Source organism: Lysobacter helvus, from assembly GCF_018406645.1.
Lineage (GTDB): Bacteria > Pseudomonadota > Gammaproteobacteria > Xanthomonadales > Xanthomonadaceae > Noviluteimonas > Noviluteimonas caseinilytica.
In genome coordinates this window covers 1,353,366-1,370,591 of sequence record NZ_AP024546.1, presented here as the reverse complement: position 1 = coordinate 1,370,591, position 17,226 = coordinate 1,353,366, and the positions used below count along the sequence as shown (strand labels likewise).

Genomic DNA, 17,226 nt, shown 5'->3' with positions numbered 1-17,226 from the left:
CCGCGCCCCACAGGCAGCCTTCCGACGCATGAGCGACAAGCCCCTTACCGATATCGCCTTCTCCGAGTTCGACCTCCATCCGGCGCTGCTCGCCGGCCTGGAAGCCGCGGGGTTCAACCGCTGCACGCCGATCCAGGCGCTCACCCTGCCGCTCGCCCTCGCGGGCCGCGACGTCGCCGGCCAGGCGCAGACCGGCACCGGCAAGACGCTGGCGTTCCTGATCGCCGTCATCAACCGCCTGCTCACGCGCCCGGCGCTGGCCGATCGCAAGCCGGAAGATCCGCGCGCGCTGATCCTGGCGCCCACGCGCGAACTGGCGATCCAGATCCACAAGGACGCGGTGAAGTTCGCCGACGCGCTGGGCCTGAAGTTCGCGCTGGTCTACGGCGGCGTGGATTACGACAAGCAGCGCCAGATCCTGCAGTCGGGCGCCGACGTCATCATCGCCACGCCCGGCCGCCTGATCGACTACGTCAAGCAGCACAAGGTGGTTTCGCTGCACGCGTGCGAGATGTGCGTGCTGGACGAAGCCGACCGCATGTTCGACCTGGGCTTCATCAAGGACATCCGCTTCCTGCTGCGCCGCATGCCGGTGCGCACCGAGCGCCAGACGCTGCTGTTCTCCGCCACGCTCTCGCACCGCGTGCTCGAGCTGGCCTACGAACACATGAACGAGCCGGAGAAGCTGGTCGTCGAGACCGAGTCCATCACCGCCGCGCGCGTCCGCCAGAAGATCTACTACCCGGCCGACGAAGAGAAGATCCCGCTCCTCATCGGCCTGCTCTCGCGCAGCGAAGGCGCGCGGACGATGGTGTTCGTGAACACCAAGGCGTTCGTCGAACGCGTGGCGCGCGCGCTGGAGAAGGCCGGCTACCGCGTCGGCGTGCTCTCCGGCGACGTGCCGCAGAAGAAGCGCGAGTCGCTGCTCAAGAAGTTCCAGGCCGGCCAGCTCGAGATCCTGGTGGCCACCGACGTCGCCGCGCGCGGCCTGCACATCGATGGCGTCTCGCACGTCTACAACTACGACCTGCCGTTCGACGCCGAGGACTACGTCCACCGCATCGGCCGCACCGCCCGCCTGGGCGCCGAGGGCGACGCGATCAGCTTCGCCTGCGAGCGCTACGGCATGTCGCTGCCCGACATCGAAGCCTTCATCGACCAGAAGATCCCGGGCGAGCACGTCACCGCCGACATGCTGGTCGCGATGCCGCGCACGCCCCGCCCGGTGGTGGAAGGCGCGGAGCCGGAAGAAAGCGTCAGTTCCATCTTCCGCGAAGCGCGCGAGCAGAAGGCCGCGGACGAAGAACGCCGTGGCGGTGGTCGCAGCAAGCCTGGCGCGGGGCGTTCGTCGCCCGGCGGCGGGCGCCCCGGCGAGCGTCGCCCGCACGGTGAGCGCGGTCCGCGCCCGCCGCGCAAGCCCGAAGGCGTGCCCGCTGCCGCGGCCGTCGATGGCAGCGCGCCGCAGCCCGTGGCCGCCGCACCCAGGCCCCCGCGCCCGCCGCAGGCCTCGGTCGAAGGCGCGCCGGATGCCGAACGCGCGCCGCGCAAGCGTCGTCGTCGTCGCGGCGGCAAGCGCATCGAAGGCGCCGACGCGCTGCCGATGCAGCAGTCCGCGCCCGCGCAGGTCGGCGCCAAGCCGGCCTCCGTGCCCGACGCCAGCCCCTCGCTGCTGTCCCGCGTCGCGAAGGGCCTGAAGGCGCTGGTCACGCGCGCACCGCGCTCGCAGCACTGACGATCCGATGATCCGCACCGCCGCGCCTAGCCGCGGCGGTTGGCTCCGGCGATACTGCGGGCCCTCGTCCCACGGATGCGCCGCACGCCGATGTCGGTCCTGCGCTTCGACAATGTCAGCAAGCAATACCCGGGCGGGCATGTCGCGCTGTCGGAGGTGAGCTTCGACGTCGCGCCCGGCGAGATGCTGTTCGTCACCGGCCACTCTGGCGCTGGCAAGAGCACGCTGCTCAAGTTGATCCAGCTGGCGGAGCGTCCTTCGCGCGGCGCCGTGCTGTTCGGCGATCGCAACCTGGCGAAGGTGCGCGGCGGGAAGGTCGCGCTGCACCGGCGTTCGGTCGGCGTGGTCTACCAGAACCACCAGTTGCTGATGGACCGCAGCGTGGGCGAGAACGTCGCGCTCCCGCTGATCCTGCGCGGCATGAAGCGCGGCGAGATCGGCAAGCGCGTGCGCTCGATGCTCGAACGCCTCGGCCTGGGCCCGCGCGAACGCGCCCTGCCCTCGCAACTCTCGGCCGGCGAACAGCAACGCGTCGGCATCGCGCGCGCGCTCGTGGCAGAACCGGCGATGCTCGTCGCCGACGAACCCACCGGCAACCTCGACCCCACCTTGTCGGCCGAAATCATGGCGCTGTTCGCCGCGCTGCCGGAAACCGGCACCAGCGTGCTCGTCGCCAGCCACGACCTCGGCCTGATCAAGCGCATGCGCAAGCGCGTGCTGGTGCTGGACCAGGGGCGACTGGCCGACGACATCTCGCCGGAGGAGCTCGCCGATGCCTGAGGCAGCTGCCGTGCGCGACAAGCGCACCCATTCCAGCGGCCCCGGTGCGTGGGTCGACCATCATCTCTACAGCTTCGTCGCGAGCCTCGGGCGCGTGTTCCGCAAGCCCTGGGCCACCTTGCTCACCGTCGGCGTGATGGCGGTGGCGCTCGCGTTGCCGCTCGGCCTGTGGGTGGTGCTGGGCAACGTGCAGCGCTTCGCGGGCGAGGTGCAGAGCTCGCGGCAGATCTCGGTGTTCCTCAAGACGGGCGTCGATGCGGCGCATGCGAACGCAGTCGCCGACACATTGCGCAAGCGCGATGAAGTCGCTTCGGTCGTCGTGCGCACGCCGGACGAAGGCTTGCAGGTGCTGCGCGCGCAGGACGGCCTGGGCGAGGCGATCGATGCACTCGCCGCCACCGGGGCCGACGACAACCCCCTGCCCTACGCGCTGCTGGTGGTGCCGCGCGGCGATGACCTCACGCTCGCCGAATCCTTGCGCGCATTGCCGGATGTCGACCTCGTGCAGCACGACGCCGTGTGGCGTTCGCGCCTGGACAACTGGTTGCGCTTCGGCGGGCGCGTGGCGCTCGTGCTTGCGGCATTGCTGAGCCTGGGGGCGCTGCTCGTCGTCGGCAACACCGTGCGCCTGGACATCCAGTCGCGGCGCGACGAAATCGGCGTGCTGCAGTTGCTCGGTGCGAGCGACGGCTTCATTCGCCGCCCGTTCCTGTACCTGGGCATCTGGTACGGGCTCGCGGCCGGCGCACTCGCGCTCGCATTGCTCACCGGTGCATGGATGGCGTTGCGCGCGCCGCTGGCGGACCTCGCCAACAGTTACGGCAGCGGCTTCACCCTGCAGGGCGTCGATCCGTTGCAGGCCGCGATCGTGATCGGCGGCGCCACGTTGCTCGGCTGGATCGGCGCGGGCGTCGTCACCAGCCACTTCCTGCGCCAGACGCGGCCCACGCGATGAGCAGCCAGGACCTCCGGCATCTCATCAGCGACGCACCGCGCGTGCTCGTCGTCGATGGCTCCAAGCTCGTGCGCAAGTTGATCGGCGACGTGCTGGTGAAGGAATTGCCGAACGTCGAGGTGGTCGGTTGCGCGGGCGTGGCCGAAGCGCGCGCTGCGCTCGACACCGGCCCGTTCCACCTGGTCACCACCGCGCTGTCCCTGCCCGACGGCGACGGCATGGCGGTCGCGAAGATGGTGCGCGCCGCGTCCGGCCAGGCCTACGTGCCGGTGATCGTGGTGTCCGGCGAAGCGCAATCGCGCCTGGAAGACCGCAGCCTGAGCGAAGACGTCACCGATTATTTCGACAAGGGCCTCGGCCACAACGCGCTCGCCGCGTTCATCCGCGGCTACGTGCAACCCGAACCCGTCGCCGGCGCGCGCGTGCTCTACGTGGAAGACAGCCGGGTCGTCGCGATGGCGACCAAGCGCATGCTCGAACGCCAGGGCCTGCAGGTCGTGCACACGATCAGCGCCGAAGACGCGCTCAAGCATCTCGAAACCTTCCGCGACAGCCCCGATGCACCCGGCGCGGACCTCGTGCTCACCGACGTGTACCTGAAGGGCGAGCTCAGCGGCCGCGACCTGCTCGCGAGCATCCGCAACGATTTCCGCTACGGCAAACGCCAGTTGCCGGTGCTGGTGATGACGGGCGACGAGAACAAGGACAACCAGAGCGGCCTGTTGCGCGAAGGGGCCAACGACCTGGTGCTCAAGCCGATCGAAGAACGCCTGCTCGTCACCAAGACCCTGTTCCAGCTGCGCGTGGCGAAGATGCCGGAGCAGCGCAGCCTCGACGCATGACGGACGCACCGTCCGCGAACACCGACCGCGTTCGCCTCGAACCGGGCTGGAAATCGCGCATCGGCGATTACCTGTTGCGCGACGACATGCAGGCGCTGTCCGCGTTCCTGCGCGAGCGTCGGGCGAAGGGCGCGCAGGTGTTCCCGCCGTTGCCGCAGGTGTTCGCCGCGCTGGACGCCACGCCGTTCGACAAGGTGAAAGTGGTGATCCTCGGCCAGGATCCGTACCACGGCTTCGGACAGGCGCACGGCTTGTGTTTCTCCGTGCAGCCCGGCACCGCGATCCCGCCGTCGCTCGACAACGTGTTCAAGGAATTGCAGCGCGACCTCGGCATCCCGCGGCCTGCGCACGGCTGCCTCACGCACTGGGCCGAACAAGGCGTGCTGCTGCTCAACGCCGTGCTTACCGTCGAAGAAGGCAAGGCCGGCGCGCACGCGGGGAAAGGCTGGGAATGCTTCACCGACCGCATCGTGGAAGTGCTCGCCAACGAACGCGAGCATCTCGTGTTCCTGCTGTGGGGCGCCTATGCGCAGGCGAAGGGCAAGGTGATCGACACCGGCCGCCATCGCGTGCTGAAGGCGCCGCATCCTTCGCCGCTGAGTGCGCACCGCGGGTTCATCGGATGCGGGCACTTCTCGAAGACGAACGAATACCTGGTGCGGCACGGGCAAGCGCCGATCGACTGGCGCCTGCCTTGACCAACACGCGCTGACGCGCGTCAGTCCTGCTTCAACGCCAGGTCCACGCCGAGCGTCTTCGACAACTCCGTGATCCGCGCCTGCAGCGCCCCGTCCACTTCCTGCGGGCGCACGCGGCCGAGGATGCCCTTCAGCACGCGCTTCTCGTTGTCGTCCACCACGCCGTCGGCTTCGGCGATCGCGACGATGCGATTGAGTTCGCCCAGGTCCAGCTTGCCGTCGTCGCTGAAACAGGTGATCGAGTGGAAGGCCATCTCGAGGTAATCGCGGCTTTCGGCCATGTCTCGCTCCCTGCGGCTCAGAAGATCTTGCGATAGACGAGGAAGCACGAACGCTCGGCCACCTGGTCGTAGAGTCGCATCGCCGTCGTGTTGGTTTCGTGCGTTTGCCAGTAGACGCGGGGGGAACCCGCTGCACGGGCGCGGGCGTAGACCGCTTCGATCAGGGCGCGCCCGATGCCGGTGCCGCGCGCCGCCTCTGCGGTGAAGAGGTCCTGCAGGTAGCAGGTGGGCTGCAGCTGGATGGTGCTGCGGTGGAAGAGGTAGTGCGTGAGCCCCAGCAAGGTGCCCGCCCGGTCGGCGACCAGGGCGTGCATGGGTTCGGCCGGATCGAAGAACCGGGTCCAGGTCGTTTCGATGACCTCCGCCGGGACGGCGGTGTCGCCCTGCCGGCCATAGAAGGCGTTGTAGCCGGCCCACAGGCCCTCCCATTGCAGGCGGTCGGCGGGGGCGAGGTCGCGGATCACGATGGTGTTCATCGCCCGATCTTACGTGCGCTCCGGCCCCGCTCGCACTACATTGGTGCAATGTCCGACCGCGCCCTCGCCTTCGACCTGCTCACCACGCCCATCGCCTGGACGGGCGCCGATGGCCGCGTGGAAGGGGCGAACGCGGCGTGTGCGCGATGGCTGGGTGTCAGCGCGAAGCGGTTGATGGGCGTGCCGCTGGCGGCGCTCGAGTTCGAAGGCGATGCGTTCGCGCGCGCCCTGTCCGATCCCGCGCTCGAAGGCGCGCGCCTGCGCCGCATTCCCCTCGCCTTCCCCGGCAGCGATGCGCCGCGCTTCGCCGACGTCGCGTTGTCCGCGCGCGATGCGGGCGGCTGGTGGGTGGAAGCGCATCCGGTCGACGAATTTCCCGGCGAGGATCCCGCGCAGTTGTTGCCGAGTGCGTTGTCCGCGGCGCTGAAAGGCCTCGCGCATGAACTGCGCAATCCGCTCGCGGGCCTGAAAGGCGCCGCGCAATTGCTCGCGCGCCGCGTCGCCGACGATGCCACCGGCCGCGAACTCACCGCGCTCGTCGAATCCGAAGTCGATCGCCTCACCGCGCTGCTCGATCGTTTGCTGTCGCCCGCGCCGCCACGCCCGTTCGAACCGCTCAACATCCACGTCGTACTCGAACGCGTATTGCGCCTTGCGGAAACCGACGCAGGCTGGGCGGTGCGCCTCGTGCGCGATTACGACCCATCGTTGCCCGACGTGCTCGGCGATCCCGATCGCCTCACGCAAAGCACCTGGAACCTCGTGCGCAACGCGATCGAAGCCGGCGCCGCCAACATCACGCTGCGCACGCGCGCCGAACACCAGGTGCGCATCGGCGACACGCTGCATCCGCTCGCCATCCGCGTCGAGATCGTCGACGACGGACGCGGCGTGCCGGAAGAACTGGCCGAACGCATCTTCCTGCCCTTGGTGAGCGGCCATGCCGCGGGCAGCGGCCTTGGGCTGGCGCTCGCGCAACAGGTCGCGCGCGAGCATCGCGGCTCGCTCGCCTATCGCTCGCGCCCGGGCCACACGGTGTTCACGTTGTTGCTGCCGTCGTGGACGGCAGCGGAGGAGGGTACCGATGGCGAATGATGCGCGCCGCATCTGGATCGTGGACGACGATCGCGCCGTGCGCTTCGTCCTCGCCACCGCGTTGCGCGAAGCGGGCCACGCCGTCGATGGCTTCGAGAACGCGCGCGATGCGCTGGCGGCCTTGCGCGATCGCGGTGCGCCGGCGTTGTTGTTCACCGACGTGCGCATGCCGGGCGAAGACGGGCTCACGCTGCTCGACAAGCTCAAGCAGGCTGCGCCGCAGTTGCCGGTGATCGTGATGAGCGCGTACACCGACATCGCGAGCACGGCGGGCGCGTTCCGCGGCGGTGCGTACGAATTCCTGTCGAAGCCCTTCGACCTCGATGCCGCCGTCGCGCTGGTCGCGCGCGCGTTGCCGGAAGCGGGGGAGGGCGCGGCCGTCGCGCGCGTCGCACCCGCGATGCCCGGCACCGAGCTGATCGGCGAAACGCCCGCGATGCGCGCGTTGTTCCGCAGCATCGGGCGGCTCGCGCAGGCGCCGTTGTCGGTGCTCATCACCGGCGAAACGGGCACCGGCAAGGAGCTCGTCGCGCGCGCGCTGCATCGCGAATCGCCGCGCGCGCATCGGCCGTTCGTCGCGCTCAACACTGCCGCGATTCCCGCCGAACTGCTCGAGAGCGAATTGTTCGGCCACGAGGCCGGCGCGTTCACGGGGGCGACGAAGCGCCACGTCGGCCGCTTCGAACAAGCCGACGGCGGCACCTTGTTCCTCGACGAGATCGGCGACATGCCGGCGTCGCTGCAGACGCGGCTGCTGCGCGTGCTGGCCGAAGGCGAGTTCTTCCGCGTCGGCGGGCGCGAACTGATCCGCGTCGACGTGCGCGTGATCGCGGCGACACACCAGGACCTCGATGCACTCGCCGCCGAAGGGCGCTTCCGCGCGGACCTGCTGCATCGCCTCGATGTCGTGCGCCTGCACCTGCCACCGTTGCGCGAACGCACCGACGACGTGCCCGCGCTCGCCGAACGCTTCCTCGCCGCGGCCGCGCGCAAGCTGGACGCACCGCCGAAACATTTCGCCAAGGCCGCGCTTGCACGCCTGCGCGCGCACGACTGGCCCGGCAACGTGCGCGAACTCGAGAACCTCTGCTGGCGCGTCGCCGCGCTGGCGCCCGCCGATACCGTGGGCGTCGCCGATCTCGAAGCCGCCTTGCGCGCTTCACCGCGTGCATCCGTCGACGCCGACGACTGGGAAGCCGCCCTCGCACGCTGGGCCCGCGCCCGCATCGAGGCCGGCGACGCCGACCTGCATGCGGAAGCCAAGGCCAAGCTCGACCGGATCCTGCTGGATGCCGCCCTGGAACACACCCACGGCCACCGCGGCGAAGCCGCTTCGCGCCTTGGACTCGGACGTAACACGGTGACCCGCAAGCTCGGGCCCGGCCGCAAGCGTCGCTGATCCCTTTCACGGAGGAATTGCCATGCGCCATGCATCGCTCACCCTGTTCGTCGCCCTCGGCGTCACCGCGTGCGCGACCAAACCGCCGGCACCGCCCGCGGCGCCCGCACCGCAGAGCACGGCGAAATCCGCGCTGGTCAACCTTGCGCCCGCCTCGGGCAGCCTCGTCAGTGGCCGCGTGATGCTGGCGCCGATGCGCGACGGCGTGCATCTCACCGGCACGATCGGCGGCTTCCAGCCCGGCAGCGTGCATGGCCTGCACGTGCACGACAAAGGCGATTGCAGCGCCGCCGATGCGAGCAGCGCGGGCGGGCATTTCAATCCGACGGCCAGTGCGCACGGCCGCGCCGGCACGGCCACGCACCACGCGGGCGACATGGACAACGTCACCGCCGACGGCAATGGCCAGGTGCAGCTCGACATCCACCTGTCCAACGTGACGCTGGGCGGCGGTGCGGCGAACGACATCGCCAACCGCGCGCTCGTCGTGCACGCAGCCGCGGATGACTACATGACGCAGCCCTCCGGCAACAGCGGTGCGCGCGTGGCGTGCGGCGTGATCCAGGTGAAGGGATGACCGCCGCGGTCTACCGCGTGCGGACCGCGCACGCGGCCGACGCCCCGTTGCTCGCCGAATGGGCGGCCGCGATGGCGCTGGAAACCGAACACAAGCAACTCGACCACGACACGGTGCGCGCGGGCGTCGCGACGGGCATCGCCGAACCGGCGAAGGCGCGTTACTTCATCGCGATGCAGAACGCGTCGGTCGCAGGCTCGGAAGTGCTCAGCATCCCGGTCGGCACGCTGATGCTCACCACCGAATGGAGCGACTGGCGCAACGGCGACTGGTGGTGGATCCAGAGCGTGTACGTGCCACGCGAACACCGGCGCAAGGGCGTGTTCGCCGCGCTGTACAAACACGTGGAGACGTTGGCGAAGGACACGCCGGGCGTGGTCGGCTTGCGCCTGTACGTCGAACGCGAGAACGCCAACGCGCAGCGCACCTACGAAGCGCTGGGCATGCAGGACGAGGGGTACCGGATCTTCTTCGCGAAGACTTAGGCGAGCTCGGCGTGCGAATCCACGCCGGCATCGCAATGCACGAAGTTCACCGGGATGCCGTGCGCCTGCAACACCGCGGCGAACTGGCGCTGGCGTGCCTGGAAATGTTCGAACGCGCGTTCGAGCCGATCGCAGTCGCCTTCCGATGCGTGCGCGGCGTCCGGCATGTAGCGCGTGCGCCACGCTTCGGGCGTGAACAACGCGATGCGCGCTTCGCGATCGGCGTAATGCACGACGGGTTCCGACCCGGCCTCGAGCCATTCTTCCGCATCGGGGGCGAGCAGCGCGGCTTCCAGCACGGGCCACAACGGCGCGAGGCCGGCGTGTTCGTACTGCAGCGCCATCATCGCGGCGAGGTCGTGCAGCGTGAGATAGCGCGCGTGCTCCACCTGCAGGCCGAAGGTTTCCTGCGCGAACAACGCCGTCGCAGCGCCCGCCATCCCGCGCTCCATCAACTCGCGTTCGAAGCGATCGCCGATGCGCGCGGCGATGTCGGCGTCACCGCCGAGCACGAAGGGCACCAGGCGCAGCGGCCCGCCCGCGTGTTCGGGTTGCGGCGACAATGCGCCCGGCAACTGCGCCGCATGCGCGCCGAAGGCGATCACGCGCCCGCGCGCGTCGCCCGGGGCCCGCGCGGCGAGCTGGTCGAGTTCGCGATGCAGCGGCCAACCCGGCCGCAGCAGTTCGACCACGTCGTAATGCGCACCCACGGTGACCAGTTGCAATTCGCTGGCTTCGGGGGAAAACCCCGACAAATCCCGTGCAATGTGCTGCGCCAGCGTGCCCGCGGCGCCCTGGTCGAGCGCATGCAGCGCGGCTTGCGAGCCCGGTTTGAGCTCGAGGGCGAGGGCGCCGAGCAATTGCAGGTCCGGCGTCGTGTCGTTCATCTGTCGTCCGGGCTCGTGGATTGGCCCCGCACAGGGGCGGGTTTACACTGCGGCGCATTATGCCCGCGCGCGACGCGCGGGCCGTGATCCACGAGGTGCCTCGATGCTGCACGGCCGTCCCGTCGCCATTCTCGGCGGCGTCCGCATTCCCTTCTGCAAGCAGAACACCGCTTATGCGGACGTGGGCAACCTGGGCATGTCGGTGCGGACGCTCGGTGCGCTGGTCGAAAAGTTCGGCCTGCACGGCCAGCAGCTCGGCGAAGTGGCGCTCGGCGCCGTCATCAAGCACTCCAGCGACTGGAACCTCGGGCGTGAAGCCACGCTGTCGTCCGGCCTGTCGCCGCTCACGCCCGGCATCACCCTGCAGCGCGCGTGCGGCACCTCGCTCGACGCGATCGTGCACATCGCGGGCAAGATCGCGACGGGCCAGATCGAAGTCGGCGTCGGCGGCGGTGCGGACACCACGTCCGACGTGCCGATCGTCTACGGCCAGGAATTCCGCCGCCGCCTGCTCGCCGCGGCCATGGCCAAGACCACCAAGGACAAGCTCGCCGCGTTCAAGGGCTTCCATCCGCGCGAACTCAAGCCGGACTTCCCGGGCGTGGCCGAGCCGCGCACCGGCAAGTCGATGGGCGACCACTGCGAGGACATGGCCAAGCAGTGGAACATCTCGCGCGATTCGCAGGACGAACTCGCCGCCGCCTCGCACCACAAGCTGGCTGCCGCGTACGACCGCGGGTTCTTCGACGACCTGGTCGTGAGCTTCCGCGGCGTGTCGCGCGACAACATCCTGCGGCCCGATACCTCGATCGAGAAGCTCGCCACGCTCAAGCCCGCGTTCGATCGCACCAGCGGGCGCGGCACGCTCACCGCGGGCAATTCCACGCCGCTCACCGATGGCGCGGCCGCGTGCCTCGTCGCGACGGACGAATGGGCGTTGGCGCACGACCTCGAAGTGCTGTGCCACCTGCGCGATGCACAGGTCGCCGCGGTGGACTTCGTGCATGGCGAAGGCCTGCTGATGGCGCCGACGATCGCGGTGGCGGACATGCTCCGCCGCAATAACCTGACGCTGCAGGACTTCGACATCTACGAGATCCACGAAGCCTTCGCAGCGCAAGTGCTGTGCACGCTGCGCGCATGGGAGAGCGAGGAATACTGCCGCTCGCGCCTCGGCCTCGACGCGCCGATGGGGCGCATCGATCCGGCGAAGATCAATCCCAACGGCTCATCGCTTGCGGCGGGTCATCCGTTCGCGGCCACCGGTGCGCGCATCGTCGCCACCGCCGCGAAGGAACTGAAACAGCGCGGCGGCGGACGGTGCCTGATCTCCATCTGCACCGCCGGCGGCATGGGCGTCGTCGCCATCCTCGAACGCTGACGCGCGATCAGCCTTCGCCTGGATTCGCGGGCGCGGGCAGCGGACCGTCCACTTGCAGTTCGGCGTGCGTGCGGATGAAGCGCCACGCCACCAGGCCCGCGCTGGCCAGCAACGCGCAGGCCAGCAGGAACGGCGCACCCGGCAACTTCGCCGGCGCATGCGGGCCGATGAAGAGCGCGAACACCGAGGTGTAGATCGCCGGCGCGATGATGCCCGCCAGGCTCGCCAGGCTCGTCAACGCACCCTGCACGCGCCCCTGGACTTCGGGCCCCACCAGGCGCGTCACCATCGATTGCGTCGCCGGCATCGCCAGCGCCCACAACGCCATGATCGGCATGCCCATCAGGAACACCGCGCCCGTGGGCGCCAGTCCGTAGATCGCGAAGCCGACCACGCCGCACGACAGCCCGATCAGCAACGCGCGGCGTTCGCCGAACTTCGCGACGACGCGCTTCACCAGCACGGCGTTGACGATCACGCTGAGGACGCCGACGACGCCGAGCACGTAACCCACCGTGCGGGGGCCCCAGCCGTACGCGGCATCGGCGAACAGCACGAAGACGCTCGGATACACGTAGTGCGCGAGGTTGAGCAGGAACACCACCGCGACCATGCCCCAGATCGCCGGATAGCGCGCCAGCAGCTTCATCGAACCGAACGGATGGGCGTGCGCCCAGTCGATGCGCGCGGAACGTCGCGCCTTGGGCAGCGACTCGGGCAGCACGAACAGGCCATAGCAGAAGTTGACCAGCGCCAGTCCCGCCGCGGCCCAGAACGGCAGGCGGATGTCGATGCCACTGAGCGTGCCGCCGATGATCGGGCCGACGATGAAGCCCAGGCCGAATGCGGCGCCGAGCATGCCGAACGCCTGCGCGCGCTTCGACGGCTCGGTGACGTCCGCGATGTAGGCGTTGGCCGTGGTGAAGCTGGCCGCGAAGATCGCGGAAATCACGCGCCCCACCAGCAGCCAGGGCAGCGTTTGCGCCAGGGCCATGAAGATGAAGTCCACGCCCAGGCCCAGGCACGACAACAGGATCACCGGCCGGCGCCCGAAGCGATCGGACATCGCGCCCTGCACCGGCGAGCTGACGAACTGGATGGCGGCGAACAGCACGCCGAAGATGCCGACCCATTTCGCCGCCGTCACCATGTCGCCGCCGGCCATCTCCTGCACCAGGTGCGGCAGCACGGGAATGATCAGGCCGAACGCCATGATGTCGATCAGGACGGTGACGAAGATGAAGACGGTCGCGGCCTTGCGCGCGCCGGGATGGGCGCCGGTGGGGGCGTCGGAAGTCACTGGGGATTCCCGCGGATGGACGACAGGCGCGCAGTCTAGCGTGGCCCGTCAGCCGGCGAGACAGCCCTTCATCATCGAGGCAGCGCAGAGCAGGCCGAACATCAGGCCTGGCAGGACGAGCGGCGCGGCCGGGCCCCTGCGCGACTCCGAAGTCATCGCCACTGCGAACCATCCGAGTGCATAGGCAAAGGCGATGCCCGCCGTATTCATGGCGAACGCGATGGCGTTGGCCATCGTGTGCGCGAACGGCAGGGTGGTGGCAAAGGCGTAGGCCGCCGCGCGCGACAACCCGACCAGCGTGCGAGGTTCCGACAGTACGGTGCGATTCCCGGCGGCGTTCCAGAAAGTGACCTGGCGCGGGTCGATCTCCGGCGGCAGCGCGATCCGCGAAACACCGAGCCATTGGAGCAGCGCGTGCAGGCGCGTGGGAACACCGGGGATCAGCGAGAACAGCAGTACCTGCCAACGCGCGAACGGCCGCTTCAGCTGGCGGACCCATGCGTTCGCGGCGCGTGGCGTCGCGGCGAGGTGCCTGTCGATCATCGCGCGCGCCAGGTCGCTCGCATGCTCCGGCAGCAGGTACCAGCGCACGATCAGCGTTTCGCGCAGCAGTGCCACCTGGACCGGATCGCGACCGCGATCGATCTGCCACTCGTCGAAGAAGCCGGCGAGCACATCGAACGCGTGCTCGCCGAATGGCGGCAGTTCCTCCCACAGCATCGTGGCGATGTCGCTTGCCGCCTCGCCCTTGTGCTTGAGCGACCACAGCACGTCCTGCGCGAGCAGCCACGTTCGCAATCCCGCCGCATCGTCCGCGCGGCCGAACGCCAGCAGCGCGGGATGGAGCGTGTCGATCGACTGCGCGGATGCGTCCGGTTCCGGCGATACGACGGCCCCGATCGGCGCGTGGATGGCCTGGTTCGCCGGCATCACCGCAACGTCCGCGTCGTCGTCGATCATCCAGCACGCGGCTTCGTACATTGCGCGCAACTGCTGGAACCCTGCCGGGTCCTCGTCGGGCCGCGCAGCCTTCAACCGCTGTGCGTACGCGCGTTTCAGGTCGCGGACGCTTGCGCCGGAGCCCAGGCCGAACCACGCGAGGGCATCAAGCATTGCGATACCGCGGCAGGCTGCGATGCCGGAACGTATCGACCATCCACAACACCAGCGCCGCCGTCAGCGTCACCGGCCACAAGGCGGCCAGGAACACGTACAGGAGTGCGTACGCGATGTTCAGCGTCGGAATCCGGTGGCCGCCGCGTCGCATGAAACGGTAGAACGCGAGCGCGGAAATCGCGGGCGCCAACGCGAACATCCACGCGAGGTTGTCGGTGGCCGCCCACGCCACGAACATCGACACCACGAGCAGCGGCACCGCAAGCGTTCGCAACCATGGCCACCGCGTGGGCGCCTGGTCCGGGGCGGCCTGCCAGTTGAACAGCCAGCGCAGCGGGACGGTGAAGCACAACCACGGCAGGTACATCGCCGCCGCCCACAGGGGCGACCATGCGAAATCGATGAGCGTTTCGCGCAACCAGTGCGTGTCGTAGCGGATCGACGTCACCAGCGTGACGAACCACGCGAAGGCCAGCGCCCACGTGCCGCCGATCGCAAGGCGCGGCAGGCGCAACGCCGACGTGGTGCAGGCCTCCATGAAGAACTTCACCTGCGCCGGTTCCACCGGGGGCGGCAAGTCGAGGCGTCCGCCGTCCACGCGCAGCAGGAAATCGCACACCCGCCTGGGCCCGTTGCGCACGCCGAACCACCAGGCCTGCGCGAACTTCAACGGACGGGTCACCTGGCGCAGGATCGCCTCGGCCTCCTTCTCGCCCGGCCTGCCGTCGGGTCCGCGCACGATGCGGAACAGCTGGCGCTTGTTGGCGAGCAGGTAACGCACGTGCATGCGCCGCCGCAATCGCAGCAGCGCCGCGGCGTCCACGTTGCGCTGCACCTGGGCGAGGCCGAAGAACTGCAGCGTGTCGTCGAACAACGCGTTCCGCAGCGCGGGCGCGTCGTCGAACAAACGCTGGACCAGCAACCGGCCCGCCGATTGCTTGCCGTCCAGCGACCACAACGCCGGATGCGCCTCGAGCCAGTCGCGCAGGCGACGTTCGTCGTCGAGCGTCGCGCGCGCGATGAAGTCTTCGTAGAACGCCTGCGCGTCGAACGGTGCTTCGACCGGCGCATCCACCACGGCAGGCACGCGCGTGGACGGCTGCCACGCAGGCTGCGTCATGCGGATGCGGGCGATCGTCACCGGGGCTGCGTCGTCATCGCCGGCGCTTTCGAATTCGGCTTCGGCTTCGGTGTCTGCTTCGTCCGCATCGACACCGGCGACGGCCTGCGCATCGCGCCACTGCACGAACTGCATTGCGTCCTGGTACCACGCATGCAGCTGCTGGAATCCGTCCGGATCCACGTCCGGCCGCATGCCCTTCAGGCGCGTCGCATATTCCCGCTTCACGGCGCGCACGTCCGCCCCGGCCGGCAGGCCGAGGCGCTGCAGCGGATTCATGCGTTGGCCTCGATCTCGTCCAGGCCCGCGGAGAACGCCTTGCGGTCGTGGTCGATGCGCGCGGTGTCCTGCGAATCCAGCGCCGCGCGGAACGCGGCGATCCATTGCGCCAGCGTCGCGCGTGCGCCGAGGTATTCCTCGTACAAGCGCTCGGCGCGCGCCAGCACCGCCAGGTTTTCCTGGTGTTCGCGCGGGTGGATCTTCAGCCCTTCGAGTTTCGCCAGGCGCTCGCGGATCTCCGCGGCGCTCAGCAACCCCGGATTCTGTTCGAGCACGAGTTCGTGGCGCTTGCCGGTGGCGTGCTCGGTGACTTCCACCTGCAGCAGGCCGTCGACGTCGTACGTGAAGCGCACGGTCACGCCGTTCTCGTGTTTCGGGCGGCGCGGATCCAGCTTCACCTGGATCTCGCCCAGGCGCACGTTGTTGGCGACCATCGGGTTCTCGCCCTGGAACACCGGCAACGCGAGCACCTTCTGGTGGTCCTGGATCGGGAAGAACTGGTCTTCGCGGCTCACCGGCACGGTGCTGTTGCGTTCGATGATCGGCTGGAAGAAGCCGGCCTGGTACGTGCCGTCCTCGCTCTGGCGCGCCACTTCGGTGCCGAGCGTGTATGGGCACACGTCGGTGAGGATGACTTCTTCCAGTCGTGCGTCGCGCGCCTTCAGGCCCGCGGCGACGGTGGCGCCGAGCGCGATGGCCTGGTCGGGATCGATGTGGCGCAGCGGCAGGCGGCCGAACATGCGCGACACCATCTTCGCGACCATCGGCATGCGGCTCGCGCCGCCGACCAGCAGGATTTCGTCGAGCTGCGACGGCGACAGCTTCGCATCGCGCATCGCGCGTTCCAGCGGCGCGCGCATGCGCTGCACCAGCGGTTCGCACAGGCGCAGGAAGCGCGCTTCGTCGATCGTCCACTGCACCGGCTTGCCGCCCAGCTGCACGTCGACGCTCGCTTCCGAAGCGCCGCTCAGCGTGCGCTTGGCGAGCTCCAGCGCGCGCGACACGCGGGCCAGTTCCATCGCTTCGAGCGCGGACACCTTCACGCCCTGGTCGTCGAAGAAGGCCTGCAGCAGCACGCCGAGGAAATCCTCGCCGCCGAGATAGTTGTCGCCCGCGCTGGCATGCACTTCGACGACGCCTTCGAACATCTCGAGGATCGACACGTCGAAGGTGCCGCCGCCCAGGTCGAACACGAGGAAACGGGACTCGCGGTCGCGCTGCTGCAGGCCGTAGGCGAGCGCCGCGGCGGTGGGTTCGTTGACCAGGCGCTCCACGCGCAGGCCGGCGAGTTCGCCCGCGGCGCGCGTGGCCTTGCGTTGCGCATCGGAGAAGTACGCCGGCACGCTGATCACCGCATCGGTCACGCGTTCGCCGAGCGCGGCTTCGGCATCGGCGACGAGCGAGCGCAGCACGAGCGCCGACAACTCTTCGGGCCGGAACGCACGCTTGCCGAGGAAGGTTTCGCGATTGGTGCCCATCCAGCGCTTGAACGCCGCCACCGTGTGCTGCGGATGGCTGACGAGGCGATCGCGCGCGGCCTGGCCGACCAGGATCGTGTCGCCGTCCACGCTCACCACCGACGGCGTGAGGACGTCGCCGAGTGCGTTGGGGAACAGCCGTGGGCCGTGTTCCGAGTAGGTGCCGATGAGTGAATGCGTGGTGCCGAGGTCGATGCCGACGATCATTGGCGCGTGGTTCCCCGCACGCGGCCCGTGGCCGGCGCGTCTGTGCTGTGGATGACTGCGCGCCGCAAACGGCGCTCCCCGGCGCCGATGGTACCGGGCGATCGGGCATATCGCACCGTCTGTCGGCACGGTGTCCGC

Annotated in this window: 17 protein-coding genes; 10 read left to right on the top strand and 7 right to left on the bottom strand. The window is 69.3% G+C overall.

Going from position 1 to position 17,226, the window contains the following annotated elements:
- The first annotated feature begins 28 nt into the window (after positions 1-28).
- The 5 genes from rhlB (at position 29) to ung (ending at position 5,007) form a co-directional block, all read left to right on the top strand.
- A complete protein-coding gene (gene rhlB, locus LYSHEL_RS06710) occupies positions 29-1,732 on the top strand; it encodes an ATP-dependent RNA helicase RhlB (protein ID WP_213436961.1) in 1,704 nt (567 codons plus the stop codon).
- 90 nt (positions 1,733-1,822) lie between these two features.
- The gene (locus LYSHEL_RS06705; protein WP_213436959.1) at positions 1,823-2,512 is read left to right on the top strand and encodes a cell division ATP-binding protein FtsE; all 690 of its coding nucleotides are present in this window, start codon (positions 1,823-1,825) and stop codon (positions 2,510-2,512) included.
- Positions 2,505-3,467: a permease-like cell division protein FtsX gene (ftsX, locus tag LYSHEL_RS06700; RefSeq protein ID WP_213436957.1), complete on the top strand. Its 963-nt coding sequence runs from the start codon at positions 2,505-2,507 to the stop codon at positions 3,465-3,467. The genes LYSHEL_RS06705 and ftsX overlap by 8 nt, the downstream gene beginning before the upstream one ends.
- On the top strand, positions 3,464-4,309 hold the full coding sequence (locus LYSHEL_RS06695; protein WP_213436955.1) for a response regulator: 846 nt from the start codon (positions 3,464-3,466) through the stop codon (positions 4,307-4,309). The genes ftsX and LYSHEL_RS06695 overlap by 4 nt, the downstream gene beginning before the upstream one ends.
- Positions 4,306-5,007, top strand: a complete 702-nt coding sequence (ung, locus tag LYSHEL_RS06690) for a uracil-DNA glycosylase (RefSeq protein ID WP_213436953.1) — start codon at positions 4,306-4,308, stop codon at positions 5,005-5,007. Before LYSHEL_RS06695 ends, ung begins: the two co-directional genes overlap by 4 nt.
- 20 nt (positions 5,008-5,027) lie before the next feature.
- On the opposite strand, the gene LYSHEL_RS06685 is transcribed toward ung, so the two are convergent.
- Positions 5,028-5,288, bottom strand: coding sequence for a hypothetical protein (locus LYSHEL_RS06685; protein WP_213436951.1), 261 nt, complete (start codon positions 5,286-5,288; stop codon positions 5,028-5,030).
- Between the two features lie 17 nt (positions 5,289-5,305).
- The gene (locus LYSHEL_RS06680; RefSeq protein ID WP_213436949.1) at positions 5,306-5,764 is read right to left on the bottom strand and encodes a GNAT family N-acetyltransferase; all 459 of its coding nucleotides are present in this window, start codon (positions 5,762-5,764) and stop codon (positions 5,306-5,308) included.
- Between the two features lie 48 nt (positions 5,765-5,812).
- On the opposite strand from LYSHEL_RS06680, the gene LYSHEL_RS06675 reads away from it, so the two are divergent.
- The 4 genes from LYSHEL_RS06675 to LYSHEL_RS06660 are packed head-to-tail and all read left to right on the top strand — an operon-like array spanning position 5,813 to position 9,320.
- A complete protein-coding gene (locus LYSHEL_RS06675) occupies positions 5,813-6,859 on the top strand; it encodes a two-component system sensor histidine kinase NtrB (protein WP_213436947.1) in 1,047 nt (348 codons plus the stop codon).
- A complete protein-coding gene (gene ntrC, locus LYSHEL_RS06670; RefSeq protein ID WP_213436945.1) occupies positions 6,849-8,258 on the top strand; it encodes a nitrogen regulation protein NR(I) in 1,410 nt (469 codons plus the stop codon). Before LYSHEL_RS06675 ends, ntrC begins: the two co-directional genes overlap by 11 nt.
- A gap of 22 nt (positions 8,259-8,280) precedes the next feature.
- On the top strand, positions 8,281-8,835 hold the full coding sequence (locus LYSHEL_RS06665; protein ID WP_213436943.1) for a superoxide dismutase family protein: 555 nt from the start codon (positions 8,281-8,283) through the stop codon (positions 8,833-8,835).
- Positions 8,832-9,320, top strand: a complete 489-nt coding sequence (locus tag LYSHEL_RS06660) for a GNAT family N-acetyltransferase (protein WP_213436941.1) — start codon at positions 8,832-8,834, stop codon at positions 9,318-9,320. The genes LYSHEL_RS06665 and LYSHEL_RS06660 overlap by 4 nt, the downstream gene beginning before the upstream one ends.
- On the opposite strand, the gene LYSHEL_RS06655 is transcribed toward LYSHEL_RS06660, so the two are convergent.
- A complete protein-coding gene (locus LYSHEL_RS06655) occupies positions 9,317-10,207 on the bottom strand; it encodes a hypothetical protein (protein WP_213436939.1) in 891 nt (296 codons plus the stop codon). The two genes, LYSHEL_RS06660 and LYSHEL_RS06655, sit on opposite strands and share 4 nt — an antisense overlap.
- 103 nt (positions 10,208-10,310) lie before the next feature.
- On the opposite strand from LYSHEL_RS06655, the gene LYSHEL_RS06650 reads away from it, so the two are divergent.
- On the top strand, positions 10,311-11,588 hold the full coding sequence (locus LYSHEL_RS06650) for an acetyl-CoA C-acetyltransferase (RefSeq protein WP_213436937.1): 1,278 nt from the start codon (positions 10,311-10,313) through the stop codon (positions 11,586-11,588).
- Between the two features lie 7 nt (positions 11,589-11,595).
- On the opposite strand, the gene LYSHEL_RS06645 is transcribed toward LYSHEL_RS06650, so the two are convergent.
- The 4 genes from LYSHEL_RS06645 to LYSHEL_RS06630 are packed head-to-tail and all read right to left on the bottom strand — an operon-like array spanning position 11,596 to position 17,088.
- Positions 11,596-12,888, bottom strand: a complete 1,293-nt coding sequence (locus tag LYSHEL_RS06645; RefSeq protein ID WP_213436935.1) for a TCR/Tet family MFS transporter — start codon at positions 12,886-12,888, stop codon at positions 11,596-11,598.
- A gap of 48 nt (positions 12,889-12,936) precedes the next feature.
- Entirely contained in the window at positions 12,937-14,001 is a 1,065-nt protein-coding gene (locus LYSHEL_RS06640) for a hypothetical protein (RefSeq protein WP_213436933.1), read from the bottom strand.
- A complete protein-coding gene (locus LYSHEL_RS06635) occupies positions 13,994-15,403 on the bottom strand; it encodes a hypothetical protein (RefSeq protein WP_213436931.1) in 1,410 nt (469 codons plus the stop codon). The genes LYSHEL_RS06640 and LYSHEL_RS06635 overlap by 8 nt, the downstream gene beginning before the upstream one ends.
- Positions 15,400-17,088 carry a molecular chaperone HscC gene (locus LYSHEL_RS06630; protein WP_213436929.1) on the bottom strand — a complete coding sequence of 563 codons (1,689 nt, stop codon included), beginning with the start codon at positions 17,086-17,088 and terminating at the stop codon, positions 15,400-15,402. Before LYSHEL_RS06630 ends, LYSHEL_RS06635 begins: the two co-directional genes overlap by 4 nt.
- Positions 17,089-17,226 lie beyond the last annotated feature (138 nt).

Excerpts from the sequence above, each read along its gene's own strand:
- rhlB (WP_213436961.1), top strand. The coding sequence starts at position 29 with ATGAGCGACAAGCCCCTTACCGATATCGCCTTCTCCGAGTTCGACCTC.
- LYSHEL_RS06705 (WP_213436959.1), top strand. The coding sequence starts at position 1,823 with ATGTCGGTCCTGCGCTTCGACAATGTCAGCAAGCAATACCCGGGCGGG.
- ftsX (WP_213436957.1), top strand. The coding sequence starts at position 2,505 with ATGCCTGAGGCAGCTGCCGTGCGCGACAAGCGCACCCATTCCAGCGGC.
- LYSHEL_RS06695 (WP_213436955.1), top strand. The coding sequence starts at position 3,464 with ATGAGCAGCCAGGACCTCCGGCATCTCATCAGCGACGCACCGCGCGTG.
- ung (WP_213436953.1), top strand. The coding sequence starts at position 4,306 with ATGACGGACGCACCGTCCGCGAACACCGACCGCGTTCGCCTCGAACCG.
- LYSHEL_RS06685 (WP_213436951.1), bottom strand. The coding sequence starts at position 5,288 with ATGGCCGAAAGCCGCGATTACCTCGAGATGGCCTTCCACTCGATCACC.
- LYSHEL_RS06680 (WP_213436949.1), bottom strand. The coding sequence starts at position 5,764 with ATGAACACCATCGTGATCCGCGACCTCGCCCCCGCCGACCGCCTGCAA.
- LYSHEL_RS06675 (WP_213436947.1), top strand. The coding sequence starts at position 5,813 with ATGTCCGACCGCGCCCTCGCCTTCGACCTGCTCACCACGCCCATCGCC.
- ntrC (WP_213436945.1), top strand. The coding sequence starts at position 6,849 with ATGGCGAATGATGCGCGCCGCATCTGGATCGTGGACGACGATCGCGCC.
- LYSHEL_RS06665 (WP_213436943.1), top strand. The coding sequence starts at position 8,281 with ATGCGCCATGCATCGCTCACCCTGTTCGTCGCCCTCGGCGTCACCGCG.
- LYSHEL_RS06660 (WP_213436941.1), top strand. The coding sequence starts at position 8,832 with ATGACCGCCGCGGTCTACCGCGTGCGGACCGCGCACGCGGCCGACGCC.
- LYSHEL_RS06655 (WP_213436939.1), bottom strand. The coding sequence starts at position 10,207 with ATGAACGACACGACGCCGGACCTGCAATTGCTCGGCGCCCTCGCCCTC.
- LYSHEL_RS06650 (WP_213436937.1), top strand. The coding sequence starts at position 10,311 with ATGCTGCACGGCCGTCCCGTCGCCATTCTCGGCGGCGTCCGCATTCCC.
- LYSHEL_RS06640 (WP_213436933.1), bottom strand. The coding sequence starts at position 14,001 with ATGCTTGATGCCCTCGCGTGGTTCGGCCTGGGCTCCGGCGCAAGCGTC.
- LYSHEL_RS06635 (WP_213436931.1), bottom strand. The coding sequence starts at position 15,403 with ATGAATCCGCTGCAGCGCCTCGGCCTGCCGGCCGGGGCGGACGTGCGC.
- LYSHEL_RS06630 (WP_213436929.1), bottom strand. The coding sequence starts at position 17,088 with ATGATCGTCGGCATCGACCTCGGCACCACGCATTCACTCATCGGCACC.